19 protein-coding genes and 1 tRNA gene are annotated in these 23,978 nt (G+C 62.4%); 13 read left to right on the top strand and 7 right to left on the bottom strand.

What is annotated here, in order from left to right:
* The first annotated feature begins 671 nt into the window (after positions 1 to 671).
* The 9 genes from QA643_RS05015 (at position 672) to QA643_RS04975 (ending at position 12,199) form a co-directional block, all read left to right on the top strand.
* Entirely contained in the window at positions 672 to 1,373 is a 702-nt protein-coding gene (locus QA643_RS05015; RefSeq protein WP_283032098.1) for a metallophosphoesterase family protein, read from the top strand.
* 39 nt (positions 1,374 to 1,412) lie between these two features.
* Positions 1,413 to 2,111: a polysaccharide biosynthesis/export family protein gene (locus QA643_RS05010; protein ID WP_283032097.1), complete on the top strand. Its 699-nt coding sequence runs from the start codon at positions 1,413 to 1,415 to the stop codon at positions 2,109 to 2,111.
* Between the two features lie 295 nt (positions 2,112 to 2,406).
* Positions 2,407 to 3,834, top strand: a complete 1,428-nt coding sequence (locus QA643_RS05005) for an outer membrane beta-barrel protein (RefSeq protein ID WP_283032096.1) — start codon at positions 2,407 to 2,409, stop codon at positions 3,832 to 3,834.
* Positions 3,815 to 6,127 (top strand): AAA family ATPase, encoded by a 2,313-nt coding sequence (locus QA643_RS05000; protein ID WP_283032095.1) that lies wholly within the window; start codon positions 3,815 to 3,817, stop codon positions 6,125 to 6,127. Before QA643_RS05005 ends, QA643_RS05000 begins: the two co-directional genes overlap by 20 nt.
* Positions 6,128 to 6,168: 41 nt before the next feature.
* Complete coding sequence (locus tag QA643_RS04995) at positions 6,169 to 7,524, top strand: VpsF family polysaccharide biosynthesis protein (RefSeq protein ID WP_283032094.1); 1,356 nt, start codon at positions 6,169 to 6,171, stop codon at positions 7,522 to 7,524.
* A gap of 18 nt (positions 7,525 to 7,542) precedes the next feature.
* Positions 7,543 to 8,616: a glycosyltransferase gene (locus tag QA643_RS04990; RefSeq protein WP_283032093.1), complete on the top strand. Its 1,074-nt coding sequence runs from the start codon at positions 7,543 to 7,545 to the stop codon at positions 8,614 to 8,616.
* On the top strand, positions 8,609 to 9,703 hold the full coding sequence (locus tag QA643_RS04985; protein WP_283032092.1) for an acyltransferase: 1,095 nt from the start codon (positions 8,609 to 8,611) through the stop codon (positions 9,701 to 9,703). Before QA643_RS04990 ends, QA643_RS04985 begins: the two co-directional genes overlap by 8 nt.
* The gene (locus QA643_RS04980; protein ID WP_283032091.1) at positions 9,703 to 10,755 is read left to right on the top strand and encodes an acyltransferase; all 1,053 of its coding nucleotides are present in this window, start codon (positions 9,703 to 9,705) and stop codon (positions 10,753 to 10,755) included. The genes QA643_RS04985 and QA643_RS04980 overlap by 1 nt, the downstream gene beginning before the upstream one ends.
* Before the next feature lie 4 nt (positions 10,756 to 10,759).
* The gene (locus QA643_RS04975) at positions 10,760 to 12,199 is read left to right on the top strand and encodes a polysaccharide biosynthesis C-terminal domain-containing protein (RefSeq protein WP_283032090.1); all 1,440 of its coding nucleotides are present in this window, start codon (positions 10,760 to 10,762) and stop codon (positions 12,197 to 12,199) included.
* 23 nt (positions 12,200 to 12,222) lie between these two features.
* Here the strand turns inward: QA643_RS04975 and QA643_RS04970 are convergent, their stop codons facing one another.
* The gene (locus tag QA643_RS04970) at positions 12,223 to 13,335 is read right to left on the bottom strand and encodes an endo-1,4-beta-xylanase (protein WP_283032089.1); all 1,113 of its coding nucleotides are present in this window, start codon (positions 13,333 to 13,335) and stop codon (positions 12,223 to 12,225) included.
* A gap of 90 nt (positions 13,336 to 13,425) precedes the next feature.
* On the opposite strand from QA643_RS04970, the gene QA643_RS04965 reads away from it, so the two are divergent.
* From QA643_RS04965 to QA643_RS04950, 4 genes are read left to right on the top strand one after another with little or no spacing between them, the layout of a single operon-like run.
* On the top strand, positions 13,426 to 14,334 hold the full coding sequence (locus QA643_RS04965; protein WP_283032088.1) for a WecB/TagA/CpsF family glycosyltransferase: 909 nt from the start codon (positions 13,426 to 13,428) through the stop codon (positions 14,332 to 14,334).
* A complete protein-coding gene (locus tag QA643_RS04960; protein WP_283032087.1) occupies positions 14,331 to 15,608 on the top strand; it encodes a glycosyltransferase in 1,278 nt (425 codons plus the stop codon). Before QA643_RS04965 ends, QA643_RS04960 begins: the two co-directional genes overlap by 4 nt.
* On the top strand, positions 15,571 to 16,800 hold the full coding sequence (locus QA643_RS04955; RefSeq protein ID WP_283032086.1) for a glycosyltransferase family 4 protein: 1,230 nt from the start codon (positions 15,571 to 15,573) through the stop codon (positions 16,798 to 16,800). Before QA643_RS04960 ends, QA643_RS04955 begins: the two co-directional genes overlap by 38 nt.
* The gene (locus QA643_RS04950) at positions 16,797 to 17,210 is read left to right on the top strand and encodes a hypothetical protein (RefSeq protein ID WP_283032085.1); all 414 of its coding nucleotides are present in this window, start codon (positions 16,797 to 16,799) and stop codon (positions 17,208 to 17,210) included. The genes QA643_RS04955 and QA643_RS04950 overlap by 4 nt, the downstream gene beginning before the upstream one ends.
* Positions 17,211 to 17,230: 20 nt before the next feature.
* On the opposite strand, the gene QA643_RS04945 is transcribed toward QA643_RS04950, so the two are convergent.
* The 6 genes from QA643_RS04945 to QA643_RS04920 all read right to left on the bottom strand — a co-directional run bounded on the left by QA643_RS04945 (position 17,231) and on the right by QA643_RS04920 (position 23,741).
* Complete coding sequence (locus tag QA643_RS04945; protein ID WP_283032084.1) at positions 17,231 to 18,052, bottom strand: class I SAM-dependent methyltransferase; 822 nt, start codon at positions 18,050 to 18,052, stop codon at positions 17,231 to 17,233.
* 441 nt (positions 18,053 to 18,493) lie between these two features.
* The gene (locus QA643_RS04940) at positions 18,494 to 20,599 is read right to left on the bottom strand and encodes a calcium-binding protein (RefSeq protein WP_283032083.1); all 2,106 of its coding nucleotides are present in this window, start codon (positions 20,597 to 20,599) and stop codon (positions 18,494 to 18,496) included.
* A 262-nt stretch (positions 20,600 to 20,861) separates the two neighbouring features.
* A complete protein-coding gene (locus QA643_RS04935; protein WP_283032082.1) occupies positions 20,862 to 21,461 on the bottom strand; it encodes a uracil-DNA glycosylase in 600 nt (199 codons plus the stop codon).
* 48 nt (positions 21,462 to 21,509) lie between these two features.
* Positions 21,510 to 22,337, bottom strand: coding sequence for a universal stress protein (locus QA643_RS04930; RefSeq protein ID WP_283032081.1), 828 nt, complete (start codon positions 22,335 to 22,337; stop codon positions 21,510 to 21,512).
* 154 nt (positions 22,338 to 22,491) lie between these two features.
* Positions 22,492 to 22,764: a DUF4167 domain-containing protein gene (locus QA643_RS04925; RefSeq protein ID WP_283032080.1), complete on the bottom strand. Its 273-nt coding sequence runs from the start codon at positions 22,762 to 22,764 to the stop codon at positions 22,492 to 22,494.
* A 900-nt stretch (positions 22,765 to 23,664) separates the two neighbouring features.
* Positions 23,665 to 23,741: transfer RNA gene (locus tag QA643_RS04920), tRNA-Met, on the bottom strand.
* Positions 23,742 to 23,978: the final 237 nt, after the last annotated feature.

The raw sequence follows: 23,978 nt of genomic DNA, 5'->3' as shown, positions 1-23,978 counted from the left end.
GCTTCGCAGCCGCTAAGACTTTCCAAAACTTTGAACGAAATTGGGCGCGGTCGTGGAAGGGATGGCTGCAACGCAGCGGAACTGAACCGTTAAGAAGATATTGCGACGCGATATTCCGGTTTGTTCGGAGAAGGTTAGTCGTAACATGCCTGGTTAATGAGCTGCGCGTCGCTCGACGCAGCTATGCATAATCAAAAATCTCGGAACAAAATCCATTGTTGGATTCTCGACGCACAGTTGAACAAACATAGCGTCGATGTGCGGCAACAAATCGCTGTCACGCCGTTGTCGTGAAACGAGATTGCTCATCGAAAGCCGGGTGATACGTCCTGGCTTGCTGACGATAGGCGCGACATTCGATGGACAACTCGGAAGAAAAATAGAGGCGGCCACGACTTGTGAGCCGCCCGCTCGCGGAACATTCCGGGAGGCGCCCATGATGGCAGAACGTCTGCATAGCCGCGCGCTGGTGCGATACGAGAGGCTGCCAGACCGCAGGCTCCGAAATCGAATCATTATCGGGAACACGATTGCATGGGCGGCGATCGCTGTTCTGATTCGCCTGCTCTTCTTCTAAAGCCGCTTCGCGTCGCCATATCTCGATTGACGGTCGCGCGGTTCCATGATCGACGTTCCTTATCATGCATCGATCAGTGGCATCTTCGTGCACTGTGGCCGCTTCAACACCGGCCGACACGCGCATCTATGCGATAGGCGACATTCATGGCCGCGCCGATCTTTTGAGCGAGATCACCGGACGAATCGATGACGACATTCGTCGTCGACCGATCAAGCATTCGGTCGAAGTCTATCTCGGGGACTACATCGACCGCGGACCGCACTCCAAGGAGGTGATCGATCTGCTTGCGATCCGCCTCGTCGCCAATCACGCGGTGTGTCTGCGAGGCAACCACGAAGCTGTGATGGAAGGGTTCCTGCAGGATCCGGCGATCCTGCCGTACTGGCTGCAGTTGGGCGGCCTGCCTACGCTTGCATCTTACGGCATCGAACTGAATGGCGACACCGACACGGCCCCTGCCCTGCAGCGTCGCTTTATTGACGCGTTTCCTCGTGAACACGAATTGGTCATGCAGTGCATGCGCCATCAATTCATTTGCGGCGATTTCCTGTTCGTCCACGCCGGCATCCGCCCGGGCGTTTCGATCGAACATCAGGATATCAATGACTTGATCTGGATCCGCGACGAGTTCCTCGACTCCATGCATCAGCACGAACGCTTCGTCGTGCACGGCCACACGCCGGTGCCGCACCCTGATATCAGGCACAACAGAATCAATATCGACACCTGCGCGTGGCGAACCGGATCGTTGACTTGCGTGGCGATCGAAGGATCAGCTGTTCTCTTCTTATGATGTGCATGCGACCTGTCGTACGTACACGACTTGTGAACCATGAAGCGTCGCGACTCACTTTCAACAAAATGGAACTCGCGTCTCACATTTTTTTGCCGTGTTTGCTTCCATAACATCGGCGGCTGTACGTGCACTCACGGAGATGCAGCCATGCAGCAACGGTCGTTCAGCGCCGGCCTGACGCTCTACTTAATTCTCGTCATCCTTGCGATTGCCGGCCTCAGCGCCGGTCTTTCGATTCAAGCTTCAGCACAAACGGGTCAATCAGCGTCATCGGCTGAGAGCTACATCCTCGGGCCCAACGACCGAATCAGGCTGAAGGTCTATGGCGAGCCCGACATCACGGGCGAGTATGAGATCAGCAATAGCGGACAGGTTTCGATCCCGCTCGCCGGGCATATCAAGGCTGCAGGCGCCACGACGCGGCAGCTCGAGAAATCGATCGCATCCGCGCTCGCGAAAGGAATTGTGCGCGATCCGCGCGTCAACGTCGAGATCGCGCAGTACCGTCCGTACTACATTCTCGGCGAGGTCAAGAAGAGCGGCGAGTATCCGTATCGTCATGGATTGACGGTGTTGGATGCAGTCGCAAGCGCCGGCGGCTTCACGTACCGCGCCAATGAAAACAAGGTCTTTCTGCGGCGGGCCGGTGCCGGCGCGGAAGAGACCTACCCTCTCGATGCTCCCGTTCCGGTTTATCCGGGCGACAACATCAGGGTTCCGGAGCGCTACTTCTAGCGATCTGTGGAACTGCAGATGAGGTGATGCACGCGCTAGCAGTTGATGGCGTTTGTGTTGCGCCGTCGTCACAACATTTCGCGAATGCAAAAAAGGTTCTGCAGCGCGGGAAACTTTCCCGGCAAGGCGCGTTGCAGGCGTGCGCATCACTTCAATCTCACACAACTCACGATCTTGCGCCCCCGTACCGAGTATGAGGCCCGCCTTTCTTATGCGCAGTCGACGATCATTTTATGAGCGATGGAGCTCGCCTGTCAGATGCTCGCCGCCTTCGCGCTCCCGCAAGGGATGGGTGATGGGATCCGAGTCAGAATTTGCATCGCTGAACGTGCCGCATGGAATCGAAGAGCGATTCCATTCGATACGCCTGCCCGGTCGATGCCGCGCCAGCCTGTTGCCCGCACCGGCGGCCGCGATCCTGCTGGGTCTTGGATCGTCGGCGAATGCGCAGGCGATTCCGTGGGTCAACGGAGAGTTCGCCTCGCCCTGGAACGCACAGAAGATCTTCGAGCCGTCTTCGCTGCCGGATCGAACCGATCCGGAGACCCGAGAGGAGATTCCGCCCGAGGACATGCCGGTGAAGAAGCGCCAGCAGCCCGGCTACGAGCCGATAGGCATTCGTTCCGGCTCGTGGATGTTCAATCCGTCGGTGACCGCCGGAACTTTCTACGACAGCAACGTCTTTTCGTCGAGCACCACGCAGCGTTCCGATATCGCGGCGGTGATCGAGCCGACGCTGCGCGCGCATTCGCTATGGGGACGGCACGGGCTCGACATCAAGCTCGACACGCAGTCCACGGTCTACAACCAATTCTCCAGCCTGAACCAGACCAATGCCAGCCTGAAGGGCAATGGCTGGATCGATATCACAAAGGACACGATGCTTCTCGGCAGCTTTCAGATCGCGCATCTGAACGAAGGTGTCGGCACGCTCTCCTCGCCCAGCAACGCGATCTCGCCGACGCCGTATAACCTGATGTCAGGCGACGTGACGCTGCGCAAGGAGTTCAATCGCCTGACCACATCGATCGGCGTTCGCACCGATTCATATGACTATGGATCGACGCGCGCCCAGGACGGCACCGTCATCAACCAGGACGCCCGCGACGGCCAGATCTACTCGCTGCACAGCCGGATCGACTACGCCATCTCCTCCACGCTCGGCTGGTTCGGCGGCGTCGAGGGCAATCAGCGCGACATCAGGGGCACGCCGGGCCACACGCTCGATTCGCAAGGCTATCGCGCGCTGACCGGCGTCACCGTCGGCTTGAGCAATCTGGTTACCGGCGAATTCGGCGCCGGCTATGTGCAGCAGCGTTTCGACGATCCGTCGATCGGGATGATCGAGGGCCCATCCTATCGCGCGCGGCTGACATGGCGGCCGACGCGCCTGCTTGACGTTCACTTCAATGCCGAGCAGATCGTCACGCAGACGTCCGACACCAGCGCCACCGGCGTGCTTGCGAACGCGGTGCAGCTCGGCCTCGATTATGAGCTGCGACGCAATATCATCTTGTCGCTCGCCGGCGGATACGAGAACGACAAGTTCTTCGGCCAGTTCCGCAAGGACAACGTGATCACGTCGGACACGCGCGTCAAATATCTCGTCAATCGCTTCGGCGCCGTATCCGCCTATTACCGCTACACCAAGCGCGAAAGCGATGTCCCGGTCTTCAGCTTCGACAAGCACCTGGTAGGAATGAATGTTACAGCGCAATTCTGACCTGCCCTATGTGATCCCTGATGAGCCTCCGCCCCGCCCGGCCGAAGGCTGGCAGTATCCGAGCGTCGATCTGCGCGAGATGGGCCGCATCCTGCGCCGCCGCTACAAGATGGTGGCGCTGCCCGCCGTTGTCCTGCTCGGACTCGCGCTGACCTATCTGCTGTTCGCAACGACTTTATATACGGCGACGTCGACCGTGCTGGTCGATCCGCGCCGCGCCAATGTCGTCGAGACCAACCAGTCGGTGCTGTCGAACTTCGGCACTGACGACGCGACGATCGAAAGCCAGACGCTGCTGATCCAGTCGGTCGCGATCCTGACACGCGTCGTCGGCAAGCTGAAGCTGACGGAAGACGAGGAGTTCACGCCACAGCCGGGCCTGCTCGATCCGATCAAGAGCCTGTTCCGCAGCAGCGGCCCAAGCGACGGCGCCAGCCCGGAGGAAGCCGCCAAGTCCCGTTCCGTCGATATCCTTCAAAAGCGAATGAAGGTGACGCGCCAGGGCACCACCTTCCTGGTCGATATCGCCGTCAGTTCGCGATCGCCGCAAAAGGCCGCCACCATCGCCAACGCGATCGCCGACGCCTATTTCGACGAGCAGGTTCGCGCCAAGAATGATGCCACCCGCATCGCCGCGAACTGGCTTGGCGGCCAGATCGAGGATTTGAAATCGCGCGTCGTTGCCTCCGAAAAGGCCGTCGAGGACTATCGCTCGGCCAACAATCTGATGGTGTCGCAAGGCGTCACGCTCAACGACCAGCAGATCACCGATCTCAACGGCAAGCTGGTCGCCGCCCGCGCGCAGACCGCGGAGGCGCGGGCGAAGTACGAGCAGATTCAGGACATCGCGAAGTCTGGCGGCGATCCCGGCGGCATCAACGCGGCGATTTCCTCGGAGATGATCACGAAGCTCCGCACGCAATATGCCGACATCGCTAAGAACGAGGCGGAACTGTCGAGCAAGTACGGCACGCGCCATCCTTCCGTCGCCAATGTCCGAGCACAGCGGCGCGACACCCAGAGGCTGATCAACGAGGAAATCCGCCGAATCCTCGAGAGCACCAAGCACGATTACGACGTCGCCCGCTCCCGCGAGACATCGCTGCAGCAGAGCCTCGACCAGCTGCAGGGCGTCTCGACCTCCTCAGGCCAGGCGCAGGTGCGCCTGCGCGAACTGCAGCGCGAGGCCGAGGCCAACCGCACGCAGTATGAATCCTATCTGGCGCGTTCCAAGGAAACGACCGCGCAAGAGAGTCTGGAGATGCCGGACTCGCGGATCGTGACCAAGGCCAGCGTTCCGATCAGGCCGTCGTCGCCCAAGACGATGCTGATACTGGGCCTTGCCTTGATGCTCGGCCTCGGCGCGGGCAGCGTGCTGGCATTCCTCGCCGACTATCTCGACGACCGAATCAAGACGCTCGACCGCGCCGAAGCCATTGCGGGCGTGCCCGCCCTTGCCGCCGTCCCCTTGATCGGCGCGCGGGAGCTCGCCGGCCTCGCGCGGCGCGGCCGAAAAGAACTTGGCCGCTATGATCCGAAAACAACGAAACTGCTGCCGGCGCCGCTGCAACCGCCGTTGACACGCTATGCGATCGACCAGCCCGGCACGTTCTTTGCGGAAGCGATCCGGGCCGTCCGCCTGGCGCTGCAACGAACGATGCGGTCGCGGCCGGTGAAGGTGGTGCAGGTCACTTCCGCGCTCGACAGTGAGGGCAAGACCACGTTGGCGATCAACCTGGCGCAGTCGCTGGCCACGCTCGGCATCCGAACGCTGCTCATCGACGGCGACCTGCGCAACCCGCAAGTAACCCACGCGCTCTGTCCGCGCGCCGATGCCGGCCTCTTGGAAGTCGCCATCGGCCACGCCGCGCCGGAGCGCGCGATCCTCGTCGACCAGAGCACGGGACTTTCCATCCTGCCCTCGACCAAAATCAAGCAGGTGGAATACATCACCGAGCTGATGTTCTCCGAGCGGATCGTCGACGTGCTCGATCACTTCCGTCACCGCTACGAGCTGATCGTGATCGATTCGCCGCCGCTGGTGCCGCTGGTCGATGGCCGCGCGCTCGCCGAACTTTCGGATCGCATCATTCTCGCGCTGGCCTGGGACCAGACGCCGGGCGAAGTGCTGTCGCATGCCATGGATCTCTTGTCTCCCGTCAGCGACCGAGTCATGGGCACGGTGATGACCCGCGTCGATCTCAGCCGCTTGCAGTTCTATGACTATTATCGCAGCTCGGCCTATCTCAAGCCCTACGGCACCGCGAGCCTGAATGCCGGAGCTGCGCGGTGAGAATGCGTGGACCGTTGCACGGACCGGCCGGGATAGCGCAGGTGCATCGTCACTCTTCTGCGCCGGCCGTATCGCGCCCGGCTTCGCGCCTCGCCGCCCGCGCGGCGAATGCCGACGCGTTCATCGAACGGATCGCAGCCGGCCTGATGCTGCTGGCCGTTACCGCAACCTTCACGCTCTCGTCGTCCGTTCTGACCAACTGGAAGATCCACTACCTGACTGCGGGCGGAAACTTCTATGAGAAGCTGCACCCGGCGACGTACTTCACCCTGCTCGCATTCGGCCTGCTGCTGCTGCGCAGCCGTGGTCCGGTCGGCGAGATCAACCGGATGTTCTCCGAATCGAAGCTGCTACTCGCCTACCTCTTGTGCTGGCTGTTCCTCCTGATTCAGGTGTTCGTGCTCGAACGTCCGTTTACGGTGATCATCGACACTTTCCTGCTGCCGATCCTGATCGCGATGGTGATGTGGCAGATATCATCGGCACAAAAGCGCCCGCTGGCCTGGGCCATTCACCTGACGATCCTCGTCAACGTGGTGCTCGGATATTATGAGTACTTTTCCGGTCACCGGCTGATCCCGTTGACGCTCGGCGACGTCGTGGTGGTCGGTGAGTGGCGCTCCGCGGCGCTGCTCGGCCATCCCCTCACGGCATCCGGCGTCGTCGGCGCCTACGTGCTGGCGCTGGTGCTTCGTCCGGCAATCTGCCCGCCGCTGCTGGTGAGGCTGCCGCTGATCGCGTTCTGCCTCGCCTCGCTGATGGCTTTTGGCGGCCGAACCTCACTGGTCACCGTGCTGGCCATGATCGGACTCGTCGGGGGATTCGAGATGCTTCGCCTGATACAGGGCAAGCGGACGCCGCTGCCCGCGGCGATTCTCGCCATCTGCGTGCTGTTCGCCGCGGGCGCCATCATCTTCGCCGCCCTCGATCTCGGCATTTTCGACAAGATGCTGCTGCGCTTCTCATCCGACAAGGGCAGCGCGCTGGCGCGCTTTGCCACCTTCAGCCTGCTCTCGCATTTCGACTGGCATGAGCTGATCCTCGGCCCTAACCCGGTGCGGGTGAACGCACTGCAGTCGCAGCTCGGCCTCAACTACGGCATCGAAAATTTCTGGATCTCCTCCATCGTGCAGTTCGGCCTGGTCCACACCATCCTGATGACGATCGGGCTGGTCTGTTTCTTCGTCGAACTATTGCGCCGCTCACACCGCGCGGCGTGGGCCATCATGGTACTGATCGTCATCATCGCCGCAAGCTCGGTGAGCTTTTCGTCAAAGAACATTCAGCTCGCGCAGTTCGTGATCCTGATTTCGGTCCTGCTGCCGCGCGAGCAGCGGCGCGCTGTTGCGCCCGCGCAAGTCCGCTCGCCCCTCCGCTACCGGTCCGTTCCGGCATAACACGGGATCTTCCTTCGCATGACCATCTATGTCGACAACACCCATCTTGGACGTCACGTCACCGGGCTCGAGCGCATCACGCTCGAACTGTTTTCGGCCGCGGCGCTGGCGCCGCTCGACGTTGTCCCGGTGAGGGCGCAGGGGCTGCGCCAGATGCTGACGACGCAGACGCTCGGCCTGCCGATGCGGCTCGCCGCGTCGTCCTCCATCCTGCTATGTCCTGGCTTTCCGCCCAGCCCGCTGCTGCGACCGTTTGCATCGCGGGTGCTGCCCTATATCCACGACGACTTTCTGATCACGCGGCGCGCCGAGCTCAACATGCGGGCGCGGCTGTACATGGCCGGACCGTTCAAGCTGGCACTGCGCCACTATCCCCGCTTTCTGGCCAATTCCGGCGACACAAGGCGCAAGCTGGCCGCGCATTGCCGCTCCGACGCCGAGGTGACGCTTTATCGGCCTTCGGTCCGCAACGTCTTCGGCCTCGATGTCGGACACCGCAGCGCGCGGAACGCGCGGCCCCAGCCACTTCGCCTGATTGCGCTCGGCACGGTCGAGCCGCGCAAGAATTTTGCCGCGGCAGCAGAAATCCTCGCCGCGCTGCGCATGCGGGGGTTTCCGGATGCGACGCTCGACATCGTCGGAAGGCCGGGCTGGGGCGACGATTGGCAAGCCCTCGAGGGGCAACCGGGCGTTACACTGCACGGCTACCAGCCGGCCGACCGGGTCAATCAGCTGCTCGATGGCGCCGACCTCTTCATCTGCACCTCCCACGACGAAGGCCTCGGGCTTCCACTGCTTGAGGCTCAGTATGCTGGCCTTCCGATCATCGCCCCCGATGCCGCCATCTTCCGCGAGGTGCTCGGCGAATCCGGCATCCATATCGATACCGCCGATTCCGCTTCTGCGGCGGCGCGTATCGCTGCCGCGCTGTCGGACGAGAGCTGGCGCGCCCGCTATGTGACGCTGGCCGAGCGCAACCTGACGCGCTGGAACGATCTGGCGCGCAGCGACCGCGAGAACGTCATTGACCTGATCGCCCGCCTTGCTCAGGTGCGCGAAAGCGCGCGCCCGGAGTACCGCCGCCTTGCATGACACCGATGGCACCAGGCACCAGGATGGTTTGAGGATCATCGCCGCCGGCGCGGTGGTGATCCTTCACTATTCCGATTACTTCAAGGATATGCCGGTCGGCCGCTTCATGGTCGCGCGCACCTGGCATTTCAACCTGTTCGTCGATCTGTTCTTTGTCGTCTCCGGCTTCGTCATCGCCCGGCAGTATTGCGACCGCGTCAACGATGCCGCGTCGATCGGCCGTTTTCTCTGGCGACGCCTTGCCCGCATCTATCCGCTGCATCTCGCCACGCTGGCCTTTTATGTTGCGCTTGCAGGCGCGCTTCACTTCGGCGCCGCGCGGACCGACAATCCCGCCCGCTACCCGCTTTCCGACCTGCCAGCGCAACTGCTGCTGCTCCACGCCTTCATCGGCGAGCGCCTGACATTCAACTTCCCGAGCTGGTCGCTGTCGGCGGAGATGTTCTGCTATCTGCTGTTTCCGGCGCTTGCGCTGCTCGCGCAGCGCCGCAAGGAGGCGATCGTCGCGCTGGTGATCATCACCGCACTCGCCAACTCGCTTTGGGCATGGGCTGCGGGAACGACACCCTGGGCCGACTGGATCAATCAGGGCGGCGGCTTCCGGGCACTGCCGGCGTTCAGCCTCGGCATGGCCTGCTATCTGTTCCGCACCCAGATCGCGCGCTGGCCTGCCATTCCCGGCGCGCTGGCCGTAGCGCTGCCAGGGTTCATCCTGTTCGGCTCACTATTGCCGACAATGACCGCGCTGCTCGTGATCTATCTCATCGCCCTGCTCGCCGTGCAGGCGGACTGCGCAGGCCGCAAAACCGTGCTGTCGAAGCTCGGTTTCGACCGCTGGTCGCCGCTGACCTATTCCTGCTACATGCTGCATATTCCGGTGGCGACCGTCGTCATCACCCTCGGTTCTCGCCTGCTTTCCCTGTCGCCGGATGAGCGCCTGATCCTGGCACCGGTTGCAATCATTGTCCTTGCCTCCGCAAGCGTCATCTCGCTGCGCACCTTCGAGACGCCGCTGCGGCGATATCTGACCGAGGCCTACGATCGCCGCGCCATCAGGCCGGCAATCTCGCGGCAGGAGAGCCGGTGATGACGGTCGTCGAACGCCTTTCAGCCGACACGCCGCCCATAGCCGTCGCGCATGCGCGGGCTAGAAGCCGCGACAGCGCGATCGACACGATGCGCGGCATCGCAATCCTGATGGTGATCGGAATCCATTCGCTGCCGCAGCCGCTCGATGCTGTCTGGATGAAATCGCTCGACGCGGCGCTGCGGCCATGCGTGCCCGTGTTCCTGTTCGTATCGGGATATCTGACAGCCCTATCCGGCCGTGTGCCGCTCACCAAACGTCTCAAGGCGGCCTTGATCCCCTATGCGATCGCCTTCGCCGCAGCCTATGTCTATATGGCGCTGCATAATCCGGCGATGGATCATCGCTTCAGCACGACACTGGCCCGCTTCGCGCTCGGATACGTCTTCGTCTATTATTACGTCTTCGTTTATGTCTGCTGCACGCTGGGTCTTTGGCTCGTCTTTGCAGCAGGTAGAACTGACCAGCCAGATTCAAGAAAACGTGTCGCGGCGCTGCTGGTTCTGGCGATCGGCGGCGGCCTGCTGGCCGGCAGCTATCTCGATCCCGCCCTGTCGCGGCTCGGCGCCTCTGACGACCTGCTCGACGAAGTCCGCATGCGCGATATTCCGTTCTGGTTCGCATTCGCCGCGCTCGGCGCGCTGACCGCGATGTTCGCGGACCTGACCGATCAAAACATCCGCCGCGCGCTCCCCGGCACGATGCTGGTAGCCTATATCCTCTATGCGAGCGTCCGCATTTTTGGTCTTGGCGATGCCGCGACCTACGATTCGACCGCGTTTTTTTGCTATGCGGCGCTGTTTTGCATCACGCTGTTCGCGTTCCGGCCGAGTTCACCGCTGCTCGGATGGATCGGCTCGGGTAGCTACTTCATCTATCTCTGGCACATCTTCATCATCATGGCGCTGCGCGATCACGCCTCGCTGCACCAGCTTGGCGGCGCCGCCAATTTTGTACTGGCCCTCGGATTGACCGTCCTTGGCAGCGGCGCCGCGTTGCTCGCAGTCCGGCAACTAGCCTCTACCCGGCTTTGCCGCATGCTGGGGGCTTAGAAAAATGCTCCTGAAACACACCCTGCTCTATCTGCCCGCGCAGTTCGTCGGACCGCTGTTCCAGCTGCTGGCGATGATCGTATGGACGCATGTCGTCGACGAACACACGCTCGGCGTCATCACGCTGATCACCGCGACGCATGAACTGCTGCAGATCGGCTTCCTGGCCTGGTGGTCGCAATATGCGCTGCGTTTCCTCGGCCGCTATCAGGAGGCCAGCGACGCGCCGCGCTTCTATCGTACCGAAAATGCGGTGTTGCTGGCCTCGGTCATGCTGCAAAGCGCTGCCGTCATCGGCATTCTGCTTCTGGTCATCGCGCCGGGCGCCAGGACCGGCCTTCTGCTTGCCACTGTTGCCTATGTGATCACCCGCTCGCTCAACCTCTATATCGGCGAGCGCGCCCGCGCGCAGCAGCAGATCGCGGTCTACACGATCCAGCAGATTTTTGGCCCATCCGTCGGGTTCATCGCCGGTCTCGCCTTGATCTGGGTATTCGGCCAGTCAGCCGAATGGCCGCTCGCCGGTTATGCCATGGCGCAATTCGTCGCCGTGTTGATCGTGCTTCCGACGATCCGCTACGGCTACCGGCTTTGGCCGGTCGACCGGGAGATCGTGGTCCACGCGCTGCGCTATGGTCTTCCATTGATCGTCGGTGGCGCGCTCGGCTGGGTCGGGCTCAATGCGTCGCGCTTCATCGTCAACGAATTGTCAGGTGTTGCCGCCGCCGGCCTGTTCGCGGTCGGTTACGGCCTCGGCCAGCGCGCCGCAGCGGTTGCGGCCATGCTGGTGACGGCGGCGGCATTTCCACTGGCGGTCAAGAGCATGGAGCATGGCGGCCAGCAGGCCGGCATGCGGCAGCTCGCCAATAACAGCGCGCTGCTTGTCGCCATCCTGGCGCCAAGCCTCGCCGGCATTGTCATGCTGCGGACGGAGATCGTCCACCTCCTGATCGCCGCGCCGTTTCAGGCGGTCACGCTTGCCATCCTGCCGCTCTCAACGCTTGCCGGCGCGATCCGCAATCTGCGCGCTCATTTCGGCGACCAGGTCTTCCTGCTGCAGAACCGCACGCGCTGGATGATGGCCGTTGCGGCGATCGACGCGACAACCACCGTGGTGTTGAGCGCGCTATTCCTGCCCCGCTGGGGGCTGCCCGGCGTCGCCGGCGCCACCGTGCTGGCAGCGCTTGCCGCGGCCGGCGTCAGTTTTTCAATCGGGTTCACGCGCTTCGGCCTGCGCCTGCCGGTCGGCCATCTCATCCGCATCGCGCTCGCGACGATCGCAATGTCGGCGCTGCTGCGGATGTTTCCGACGGCAGCGACGATTCCTGTTCTGGCGGTCCATGTCGCGGCGGGCGCCGCCGCCTATTTTGCGGCGCTCGCCGTGCTCTATGCGCCAACACTGCTGCGGATGCTCCGCCCCCGCCCCCAGCATTCGGGGGCGTGAGCGCGCATGGCACCATCTCGCGCCTATGACTTCCTGTTGTTCTCGAATGCGCGCGCCATCGCGAACCACAGCGGCTTCTTCTGCATCGATGAATCGAACGGCAGCGGCCGCGGCAGCCGTTGCGCCAGCGGGTCCTTCTTCTTCGCCGCATCGGTATAGAAGGAGTAGTTGTCAGCCAGTTCCCAGGCGATCACCATCTTAACCGCGGGAACACGCAGCGCGTTGTTCAGATATTTCTCGGCCGTCTCCGCGATCATGGCATCGCGCGCCGCGATGTCATCGGGAAACGTATCGTCGCGCACATCGAATTCCGTCAGGTAGATATCGACGCCGCGTCCTGCGAGCGCATGCAGGAATTCGGCGAAGCGTCCGGGGTCATGCGGATAGCGCGGCTGCAGGTGGCTCTGCAGCCCGACGGCATGCAGCGGCACGCCGGCTTGCTTCAATTCGTCGACCAGTTGCAGCAAGCCGCGGCGAACGGCGAGGCCGACCTCATCGTCGCGCTCGCTCTGCGCTTCGTTGAGAACCAGTTTTGTCGTGCGATCGACCGAGGCCACCCGCTCGAAGGCGCGACGCACATAACCGGTGCCGAACGTGTCGTACCATGGGCCAAGTCGGTAGCCGCCGGGCGCCTTGTGCCCCGGCCAGAACGGTTCGTTGACGACATCCCATGAATGCAGCTTGCCGACATAGCGCGCCGCCACTTCCTCGACGTAGGAGTCGAAAAATCTCTCGCGCTCGGCGCCGCTCAGACTCTTGATCCATTGCGGAACCCATTCGTTCCAGATCAGGCAATGACCGCGCATCGGAATCCTGTTGGCTGCACAAAATTGCAGCAGGCGATCCGCACTCTCAAAGCGCTTCGGCCCGGGCTGCGGCGCGATGGTTCCCATCTTCATTGCAATGTCTGTCGTCACGATGCGGGTCTGCGTCTGATAGAGCTCGCGATAGGCATGATCCTTGTCGATGACAGGACCTGCCGCCGCGCCGAACACAATTCCATTCTTCGCTGCGATAGCGCCGAGACTCTGGGCGGGGCTCTGCGTTGGCTGTGCCGCGAACACTTTGCTGTCGTACGACGCAACGCTTGCGCCTGCGATGACGGCGAGCGCATTTCGCCTCGACCACTCCTGCATAGCTGATCTCCATGATGTGAACGCATCGTCGTTATGTCTCGCCATTCGCAACGCGACGTCGCCATCGTTGCGTCGCATTAGTTCGATTTCGTGACGAATGCCGGTCGAGAAATTCACGATGCAGTTCCCGTCGCAAGCAACGGGCATATCGATTGGTCCCGCGCAACGCAGTCTCGCGCTCACATTACCAGCAAGGAGGTCGACGTGTCGGAACCGCCGCCGCAGTTGCAGCCAAGCCTCACTGTCGATGGCATCGCCATCAATGTTCCCTCGCTTCCGGAAGCGGTCTCGTCGATCGTGTCAGCCGCGCAACATGGCGACAACTTCAGCGTCTGCACGCTCAATCTCGATCACGTCGTTCAATTTCAGCAACACGCCAATTTTCGCGCCGCTTATCGTCGTGCCCGATTTGTCACAGCGGACGGGTTCCCAATCGTTGTGCTGAGCAGACTTATGGGCACGCGAATCGAGCGAACGACCGGCGCCGATCTGGTCGAACCGGTCTGCGCGGAAGCGCGAAAGAAGGGACTCTCCGTTTTTCTGTTGGGCTCGAACGATCGCACGCTGCAAGTGACGGCGCATCGTTTGTCGGAACGATTCAAGGGATTGCAAATTGCAGGACGCTTTGCGCCTGGACCTGGATTTGACCCCTATTCCAGCGAAGCCGACACCGCGATCGAGTGCATTCGCGACTCGGGTGCCAGACTCTGTTTCGTCGCGCTCGGCGCACCGCGGCAGGAGCTGTTCGCGGCACGGTGCCTCGACGAACTGAATGGAACCGGCATGCTGTGCATCGGCGCCGCGCTCGATTTCATCGCGGGCACGCAGAGCCGCGCCCCGTCGATGGCGCGCAAGACAGGGCTGGAGTGGGCATGGCGCATGCTGCGCGAACCGCGCCGGCTCGGCCCCCGCTACGTCAAGTGCATGACGGCCGTTCCGCGTCTCGTTGCACGAACCATTCCGCAAATCGTCCAGGCACGCATGAGGAAAGCGACATGACATCAACCTTGACCCTCGCGCTGCGGGCGCGAAACGCCAACCGGATCAAGCCGCGCTATCAGATCTGCCTGATCCATCCCTTTGATCCGCGTGGCGAGAAGGTCGGCGGTCTCGAAACCTACATTCGCGACTTCATCACCTTCCATCCTGTTGACACCGATATTCTCTTTATCGGCGTCGACTCGACGGGCGAGCTGGAGCTCGGGCAGCTTCACCGGTTGACATTCCGCGGCCGCGGCTTCGATTTCCTGCCAATCCTCCACTATTCGGACCAGCAGGCGCGCGAAGCGGCACGCACCATCCGCTCGTCGCTGACCGGACAGTTCTTCATGGCGCTGCTTCGCCATTTCGGCACGATCGCAAAATTGATCCGCGCCCGGCGCTGTTCCGTCGATCTGCGGCGCGTCGAGTTCTCATGGCTGCCGGCGATCCTGGGGCTGCCCTTCGTGCAGATGCTGCACGGTGAGGGCGCGCCGAAACTGCAGATGGACTCGCTGCTACGGAAATACGCATTCGTCCACAACACCGGCGAGCGCTTTGCGGTGGCGATGAGCGAGAAATTCCTTTGCGTCAATCCATTCATCACCGAACGCCTGCAGCAAACCTATCCGCGCCGCAGGGACAAGATCGATACGCTGTGGACCTGGGTCAACACCGACATCTTCAAGCCTCAAGTTTGGCCGCTCCAGTCTTCACCGTTCCAGATCGTGTTCGCGGGCAGGCTCGACGAGTTCAAGGACCCGCCACTGATGTTCCGCACCATTGATCGGCTGCGGCAACGATTGAACGGCGAGGTGCGGTTTCACTACATCGGCACCAGCGATCCGCTTCGGTTCGAGGAGTTTGCAGCGATCGAGGACATCACCGTGCGCCACGGCTTCAAGGATGCCGCGGGCATGGCGGAGACGCTGGCGAGCGCACATGCCGGCATCCTGACGTCCGAGTTCGAAGGCATGCCGCGCTGCGTGCTCGAGACGCTGGCGGTCGGACGGCCTGTTGTGGCCATGCATCTGCCGCAGCTTGAACCCGTCATCCGCCCCGGTGTCAGCGGCTATCTGGTGGCGCGCGACGGCAGCCGCGACGAGATGGTGGAGGCGCTGGTGCAGCGGTTCATCGACGTCAGGGACGGCATCGAGATGGGCACGATGAATCCGGTGCGCGTTGCCGAGACAATCAGGGACTTCACCCCGGGCACGCAGCTTGCGCGGGTCTATCGCTACCATCAGGAGATTCAGGATGCGCGCGGCCTTGCCGCCGCGGCGCCGACCTATTGAGGGCGCCGGCTTGAACATCCTGCTGTTGACCAGCGAGTTCGCTCCCGCGATGGGAGGTATAGGGACTTATGCCCGCGAAATTGCCGCGGCCGCGAGCCGGCTCGGCGCGGAGGTCACTGTGATGGCGCCCGACTACGCCCGGCAGACCGAAGCGTCCGACAGGTCCCTGCCCTTCGAGGTCATCCGGTTTCCCGGCGGCCTCCATTCCATGCGCGACCTTCCGCGCAAGATCCTGCTGGCCCGCCGCAGCGTGCGCGGGCGCAATTACGATGTGGTCCACGCCGCCGACTGGCCATTCTTCGTTCCCCTCGCGCTATCGAGATGGCGGACGCCGGCGCGTGTCCTGATGACGGTGCATGGCACCGAGATCAACGAAACGCAGACGCCGCTGAAACGTTTGGCGATCCGCGGCGCCGGCGTGTTCGGGCCGCGGACGGAAGTCGTCGCCAACAGCCGGTTTACCGAGGCGCTGTTCCGCGAACGGTTCGCTGTCAGCCCGGGCCGGATCAACGCGATCAATCTCGGCGTATCGGAGTTTTGGTTCGGGGGGAAAAGGAAACGCCGCGAGGTTCGCTTGGGTCATCGTCTGCCCGAGGATCGTGTGGTGATGATCACCGTGGCGCGGATCACGCGTCGCAAAGGCCATCATCTGACGCTCGCCGCCCTTTCGAAACTTCCGGACAATGTGCGCAGTCGCATCACCTGGCTGGTGATCGGTCCCGACGGCGAAGCCGACTACGTCGCCGAACTGCGATCCTCTGCCGCCCAGATGGCCTGCGACATCCGTTTTCTGGGGGCGCAAACCAACGAAGAGATTCGCGATCTCTATACGGCTTCGGATTTCTTCTGCCTGACGGGACTGCCCGATACGACCGGCCGCGTCGAGGGATTCGGGCTCGTCTATCTCGAGGCCGGAGCCGCTGCATTGCCGAGCGTCGCGAGCGAGGTCGGCGGTGTACCGGATGCCGTGCTCGCCGACGAGACCGGCATTCTGGTGCCGCCGTCGGCGGAGAGTATTTCGGAAGCAATCACCGAACTGGCTTTGGATCGCGGCTTGCGCGCCATCCTTGGCGCGGGCGCCGCCGCGCATGCCCGCGCGCTTTCGTGGGAGCGATGCGCGGCGACAACCTATGGTCTGGCCTATGCCGGCAGGCGGGCGGCCACGGATCGCACCGCCGGACTGTCAGCATGAAGCTGGTAGCCATGACCGTAGTGCTGCTGGCGCTCGCGACTGGCGCCGCGCACGCCGATAGCGAGAACTGCCGCAAGAGCCGGGAATATCTTCTCGGTACCCCCGGCGGCGATCAATCCCTAACGCCGCAGGCCTATAACGACTTGTTCAAGACCTGTGTCGCGGCATCGGCGATGCCCAATGTGAAGGAGGCCTATATGCTGCGGGATGGCGGCATCGCCGTGGTCCCCAAGCAGGACAGCGTTTCGGCGACGGCCTCCACGCTCGCTCAGTTCTGTGATGCCCATCCGCATGGCGTGCTGCGCTTCATCACCCGCAAGGAGAAGCTCACCATCCGCTCGGTTGCCAATGTCGCGCAGATGTCGTCGACGTCATCGACACCGTGCAAGAAGATCAAGGGACTCTCGTAAAGTCCGCGCCGCGCAGGCCTTTACTTTTGCCGATTGTAATATTCGGGCATGGCGTGCGGGTCCATTGCCTGCTCGGAACGGCGACCGAGGAAGAAGAAACCGCTGGCGGCATCCGCGGCAGCCCGGCCGCGGCCGAGCACATCGAGATACCTGATCCAGAAGAACGGCAGCACGATCAGGCGCGACAGCTTGTTGCCCGCGCCGAGCGCGCGCGAGAAATAGCGGATCGACCACGCCAGCGCCACCCCGGCGCCGCCGACCGCCCCCGCCTCAATCTCGGAAAATCGCCTGAACAGCCATCGGTGGCCGCTCTGCGTGAAGCGCGAGAAGTCATAGGCCTGTTCGTGCACCTGCTGCATGAACGGCGTCTCGGCATAGACCAGACCTTCCAGCCGGAGCACCCGATGCAATTCGGCAACGACTGCTGCCGGCTCGAGCACGTGTTCCAGCACCGCCTGCACCCAAACGCCGTCGAACACGCCGTCTTCGAACGGCAGCCGGTGGGCATCGGCAACCAGCACGGTGTGCGGCGAGGCGTAGACATCCGTACCGACCAGCTCGATGGAATCGTCGCGATAAAGTTCTTCCGCGCCCAGCCCGATCGTTCCGCCACCGATCACCAGCACGACCGGCCGCCGCGACTCGCGTTTCAGCCGGTCGATGAATTTCGCGCAGTTGGAAACCGCCACCGGATTGCCGCCGAAGGTAAGGCGATGCAGCCGCGAGCCAAGGGAACGGCGGCCGATATCCCGCTGCAACGCCGAGCCGTTCTCGGACTCATATAATCCACGCTCAAAAATGCTGGCAGCGAAATCGATCAGAACTGGCTGCGTGCCGGCCATTGGGAACCCTGTCTTGCTGTAATCGCAAGTGCGATTGGAGCAGGATGGCCGCGACCACGCGTTCCGCAGCGGGGACGAACAGCGGGGACAGCGAAGACACTTTTTCCAATGCGCAGGTTCCGTATTCGCTACCGAATGATCGACGGCAGAAAGCTGCAAAGAAGGACCTCGTATGTCATTTCTGCCCTGCCCCTTCCGGTTCGCGATTGATGCTATTTCGGATGCGGTGACAGCGCAACGATGCGGGGTGGAACAATTCGGCTGGTGGTAATTTGGACGTCGCGGGCAGTTGCCGCCGGATGCCCCCCTGAAGGCACACGAAGACCCAACGCCCGAACCAGCCATACTGTTTCGAACAAATTTCAGGATTTCTCGGCATGCGTTCCAGCCGGCCGGGTCCGCGCCGCCCAGCCAGCGCCGATGTCGGGCGCCTCTTGCACGTCAGGTGAAGAGCAGATGATCTGACGTCAGGAAGCTGACGACGATAGACGCATCATGACCAGGGTCGATGACGGCCTCATGTGCTGCGATATGACCAGGCGGATGCGCGTCGTCGGCAGTGATCGTGGATTCGATCCTGAGATCACTCGCCGCGCCGTGCCCGGGTATCTCGCGGAATATAAATGCATCGCGGCCGGCGCCGGTCGCCAACGGCTCGGCGGCTGCGTTGGCGATCGCAAACGAAGAGAGAGCCGGCCCGTCGTCATGGCGAAGCGATTGGTCGGGGGCCTTGCCGGCATCGTCGATCGCCAGTGCCCGAGGCATGCCGCTGGACCGGACTGCCAGATCGCGGGTGTCGATTGTGACATCCGCAAACCGCAGAAACTCCAGATTCGCGAAATGGTCGCTGCCGTCACGTCCGGCGGTTCGGTCATGCACCATGATCCGGCCATCGACGTTCGCAATGTCATAGTCGCGGACATTGCTGGTGAAGATGGCCGTGTCGATCCCCTCCCCGCCATCGATGATATCGTCGCCAATGCCGCCGGTGATGAGATCGTTGCCCGCACCGCCATCGATCACATCATTGTCCGTCGATGCGCCAAGGAACCAGTCCTGATGATTGGCGGTATCGACGTGAATGTTGCGGACGTAAAGATCGAACGTGCCCGGTGAGCTTGCATTGGCGGCATCGCCGGGGGCGACGGCAACGCCGTTGATCAGAAAATCCTTGATGTGGAGCGCCCGGCCCGGCGTAGCGTTCGCCAGCGAGATATCGATGCTGCTGATGATTTCAGGGTTTGCGAAGCTCACCGTGAAGGTCTGGTAGCCCGAGGGGTCGGTCGCCGGCTTGAATTCCAGCAATCCGGATACCGGCTTGCCGTTGACGATAACCTGCGCCTGCGCGCCGACGCCTCCAACCACCGAGCCATAGCCGACCAAGGTGACGGTCGTGACGGCCAATTTTCCGGCAACTGCCGGCCCGCCCACAATCACGTCGTCGCCGGCGCCGCCGCGAACGATGTCATCGCCGAGACCAGCGCTGACGGTGTCGTTGCCCCGGCCGAGATCAATGATGTCGGCAACCGGCGATCCCGTCATGGCGAGATCGGGCACGAGGCCGCCGCCGTGGAAATACTGCGAGACGATTGTCTCGGCCGGTTTTCCCATCACCGAATAGCCGGTGCTCGAATATTTGTTGCTGAGATCCCACTGCCAGAGCTCGGCGCCCTTCAGCCAGCTGCCGCCATGGGCGGACCAGACCTGGAAGAAGGCATTATAAGCATCCGCCTGCTCCATCACGTCAGCCGTGCCGCTGCCGGTCCACGACCCCGGCGCGATCGTGGTGCCGTCGACGCTGCGATAGCCGACCTCCGTCATCAACAGCGGCTTGTCGTATCGAAGCGCGAGCGAATGAAGAAAGTCGACCGGCGATTTGTAGTCGAATGCCGCCGCGTAATAGGGATTGAACGGAACGGAGGTCCAGGCCTCGACCAGGTCCTGCACGGTCGGCGTGGTGCTGGCCGTTAGCGGCGGATAGGTGTTGACGCCGATGGTATCGAGCTGGTCCCAGAAGCTGACATGGATGGCTTCGTCGGTCGCTGCAGCATAGGTCAGTTCGCCATGATAGACCTCGCGGACACCAGCGATGAGATCGACCCAATAGGAGCGATACGCCGCGCCGGACAGGCTGCTCATCTCGTTGCCGATCGCGAACGTCTCGACGCCCGCAGCCTGTGCGACAGCGGCGAGATGGACGATCTCCGCCTTGTAGGAGGCGAAGAAGGCCGCGACATCCGATGGCGTCAGGCTCGACACCCTGGTACCATTCAATGCCGAGAGCGCCGCCTTGAAGAGCACGGACAGGCCTGCATCATGCGCGGCTTGAAAGCCCGCCAGCAGGCTGGCGTCACTCTCGGTCTTGCTCGGTTCGGCAAAGACCGCGTTGGAAGTTCCACTCTCGGTCCAGATCCGCGCCGTCAGCTCGATAGAATTCGAACCGAGCGATGCAATCGATTGAAATGCCTGCTTGGCCGAGGCGCTGGAAAATTGTCCGTTCCATTCGGACAATGCGCCGAAGCCTTGTACGTCGAAGAGATTTGCCACGCTGCGCCTCCGTTCCCGTTCGACGGATAGCGCGAGGGATTAACGTTCAGCTTAAGATCGCAGCGTGTTAGCCGTCGATTTTTCCCGTGCTTCATACGCTGAATGATCGCCTGCCAAGTTCCGGTGCGGGAACTTCGCAGCGTCGCACCGTGCACTAGGTCGCGATCAACAGGCACGATCCAGATGTCGCTGGCCTGCACTCGGTGCAACAACAAATAGTCCTCGGCTCGACGGCCTCAAGCCGGGATGCAATCGAACGCAGCTAAACAGCTTTCGAACCCTCGGGCTGCCTGCTTTGCGCACCATTTGAGTGCATTGCCGAAGCTTTCCAGGCTCGGCGCAGGTCAGCGACCATCTTACGCCAACCGTCGCCGTTCGCCCCGCCGAAGCGGCGGACGTAAGCGGGGTGAAATGTGATTTGCAGGGGACGGCCGTCAAATTGGAGCCGTGCCTTGCGCGACGCTCGAATCGAACGCGATGCCCTGAATAGCCGTGCAGCCGTGCTGCCGAGCGCAACGACGACGCACGGCTTGGAGCGGCGGATGTCCATCAGCACCGCGGCACCGTAACGATCGATTTCCTCGATCGTTGGTGCCCGATTGCGCAGCCTGGATTCGTTCGTGTATTCGATCGGCCGAAACGGAATCGCGTTGGCCAACCGCAACTGCCTGAGGTCGATCCCAGCCTGCTCGAGCAGCTTGCGCAACGCGGAGCCCGCCGGCCCGACAAACGGCCGGCGCTGCTCAGCTTCTTCGGCGCCAGGTGCCTCGCCAACCAGGTACAGCCGCGGTCGCCGGAAGAGCCCTTCGGGCGCGACCCGGCGCTGATCGAGTCGCTTGTTGGCGGTTCTGGTCTCGGCCATCGGTGTCTACACCTGCCAAAACGTGATAACGCGAATGCCGTTCGGCCCTCAGTGCGACATCAACACCGGAACGGTCATCGTGTCGAGAATGCCACGCGTCACGCCCCCGAGGATGAACTCGCGTAGCCGCGAATGGCCGTAGCCGCCCATTACGATAAGGTCGGCCGACCGATCTGCCGCGTGCGACAGGATTACGTTTGCGACACCGGTCCTATCGGCGACAAGAGCTTTGGTGCTGGCATTCAAGCCGTGGCGCGCCAGGTGCCTGCCGGCGGCCGCAAGCGATTGTTCGGCTTCCCGACGGCCATCGCCTACGTTGATTACCTCGATCGACTTCGCGCGCTGCAGAAACGGCATGGCGTCCGCGAGCGCCCGCGCGGCGGTGCGGCTTCCATCCCAGCAGACGACAATGCAGCCGAGCTTGATGCCGTCCTTTTGGATGCTGGGTACGACGATGACAGGCCGTCCGGATTCAAACATCGCTGCTTCGGCGTCAAGGCCCGTGGCGTTCGTCGTTTCAGGGTCGGTCTGTGCAACGATTGCAAGGTCGAATGTCCGCGCAATGTGGCCAAATGTCCTTTGGCTTCCTTCAACACTGGTCTCGACCATCTGCGCTTCGGCGGAAAAACCAGCCTGCGCCGCCGACTGCTTGAATCTTCCGATAGCCTCGTTTGCCACCCTGGCGCTCTCTTCGCGCAGCGACTCGACAAAGTCGGCCGGAACGGCCTCCATGCCGGCGGCCAAAATCACCGAGGAATAGCACATTGCGACGCCTGCAACCTGGGCGTCGAACATCCTGGCGACGGATATCGCGTACGCTGTTGCAGGATCGCGCGAGCTGCCGGTCGCCAAGTTGACGACAATATCCTTGATCACGGCCAGGCTCCTCGTAATGAGCCGCCCCTTGTGGGGCAAACGGCTTGCGAATTCGTTCGCATTAACAGCCGCTCACAACGAAAAACTCCACGCGAGCGACATTGGTTCCGACCGCGCCGATTGCCGACCAGGACATCGCGGTCCATGCGCGGGCCTACGCCGCTCCTGGCGGCCTGTGTCTTAGCCCGTGCTTGGGCGAAATTGCCTGCTGCGACGAATGCCGCCCGCCATGCGCCTCATCGTGCATCGACCGCAAATAATGCTCGGCGTGCTGAAGATAGTTTTCCGCTGCGATCAGATCGCCCTTCAGCGCTTCGGCGCGAGCCAACTCCACGTAGCGCTCGTAATTCCTTTGTGCATTCTGAGACTGCCTCGGGAGCCGGGTCCTGACGACGTTGCTTTTCCGTGACCGTGTTCTTCTCGCCATTGTGATAGCTGCAAAAATGATCTTGTACGTAAGGCCTTCAAGGAAGTGCCACGACGCCCTACGAACCTGACTGCAAGGCGCCGAGCGCGCGACGTCCGCGAGCTCGAACTTGCCGCGCTATCGCCGACGACGCGCTCTGGTCCGGGCGGCCTTTTTGGCGGCCGCAGAGCGCTGCGCCGGGCTTTTGGTCTTCGCGGCCTTGCGAGCCGTCGCTGAGCGGGCCGAGGCCGAGCGACGCGAGGCGGCGCTTCGTGCTTGTTTCGACAGCGCTGCACGCGACACCGTGCTGCGTGGTTCACGCTTGAGGGCCCGCGATACAGCACGTGAAACGCGCGGCCGGCGTCGGGTCTTTCGCTTGCCCTGGCCCGCCTCATAGGCGTATTCGGCGCTCTTGCGGGTTCTTGCCTTGGCCTTGCCTTTTGCTGGCGGACGGAGCCGAACGCCCGCACGCCGCGCCTTGGACAGGCCGATTGCAATCGCCTGCTGTGGCGATCTCGCGCCATGCTGGCCGCGGCGGACCTTGCGAATTTCCTCATGCACAAACTCGCCCGCCTGAGTGGTTGGTGATTTGCCCGCGCGTTTGTCTCGCCTCGCCTTCTGCACTGTTCTTCGCTCTGGCATGATCGTCTCCAGCTAGTGCGTCGCCCCCCGAAACGGCTTCGCCAGTGGCCGTTCTCTCAAGACACTAACGTTCGACTACGGGAAATGGTCCCGGACGCCTTGGGTAGATACCCCGCGCGCCGGCTCGCTGCCCGCCACCGAGAATTCGCCGATGCCGTACAAGCATGCGACGCTGTACGGCTTCGATACGATCTTGCGCGGGATGGCCCGTCAGAGCCGCTGAAAGTCCACCAGAAACGAAAACTCCCGCAGCGTCAGCTACGGGAGTTTCGGTATTGTTGGTTGCGGGGATAGGATTTGAACCTATGACCTTCAGGTTATGAGCCTGACGAGCTACCGGGCTGCTCCACCCCGCGTTAAACCGTTGCAACGCCTTCGAAAAACCGGACCGGCGTGAAACCGGCCAACGCGTCTTCGCGCCGATCGATCCCGTCCGGAGGCTTCCTGAGAAGGCGACCCGGGCAAAGCCATCGGGTGCGAGGGGTATGTATCAACGTCCCCTCGCTTTGGAAAGGGGCAATGATCCGCTTTTGCAGATTTTATGACAGCAAAAACGAGGGGTTGCAGCGTCAAAACCGCCCCCTGGAACCGCT

The organism is Bradyrhizobium sp. CB3481 (genome assembly GCF_029714305.1).
Classification (GTDB): domain Bacteria; phylum Pseudomonadota; class Alphaproteobacteria; order Rhizobiales; family Xanthobacteraceae; genus Bradyrhizobium.
Note: the sequence above shows the minus strand (reverse complement) of the source record. Positions and strands in the feature narration are given on the sequence as shown.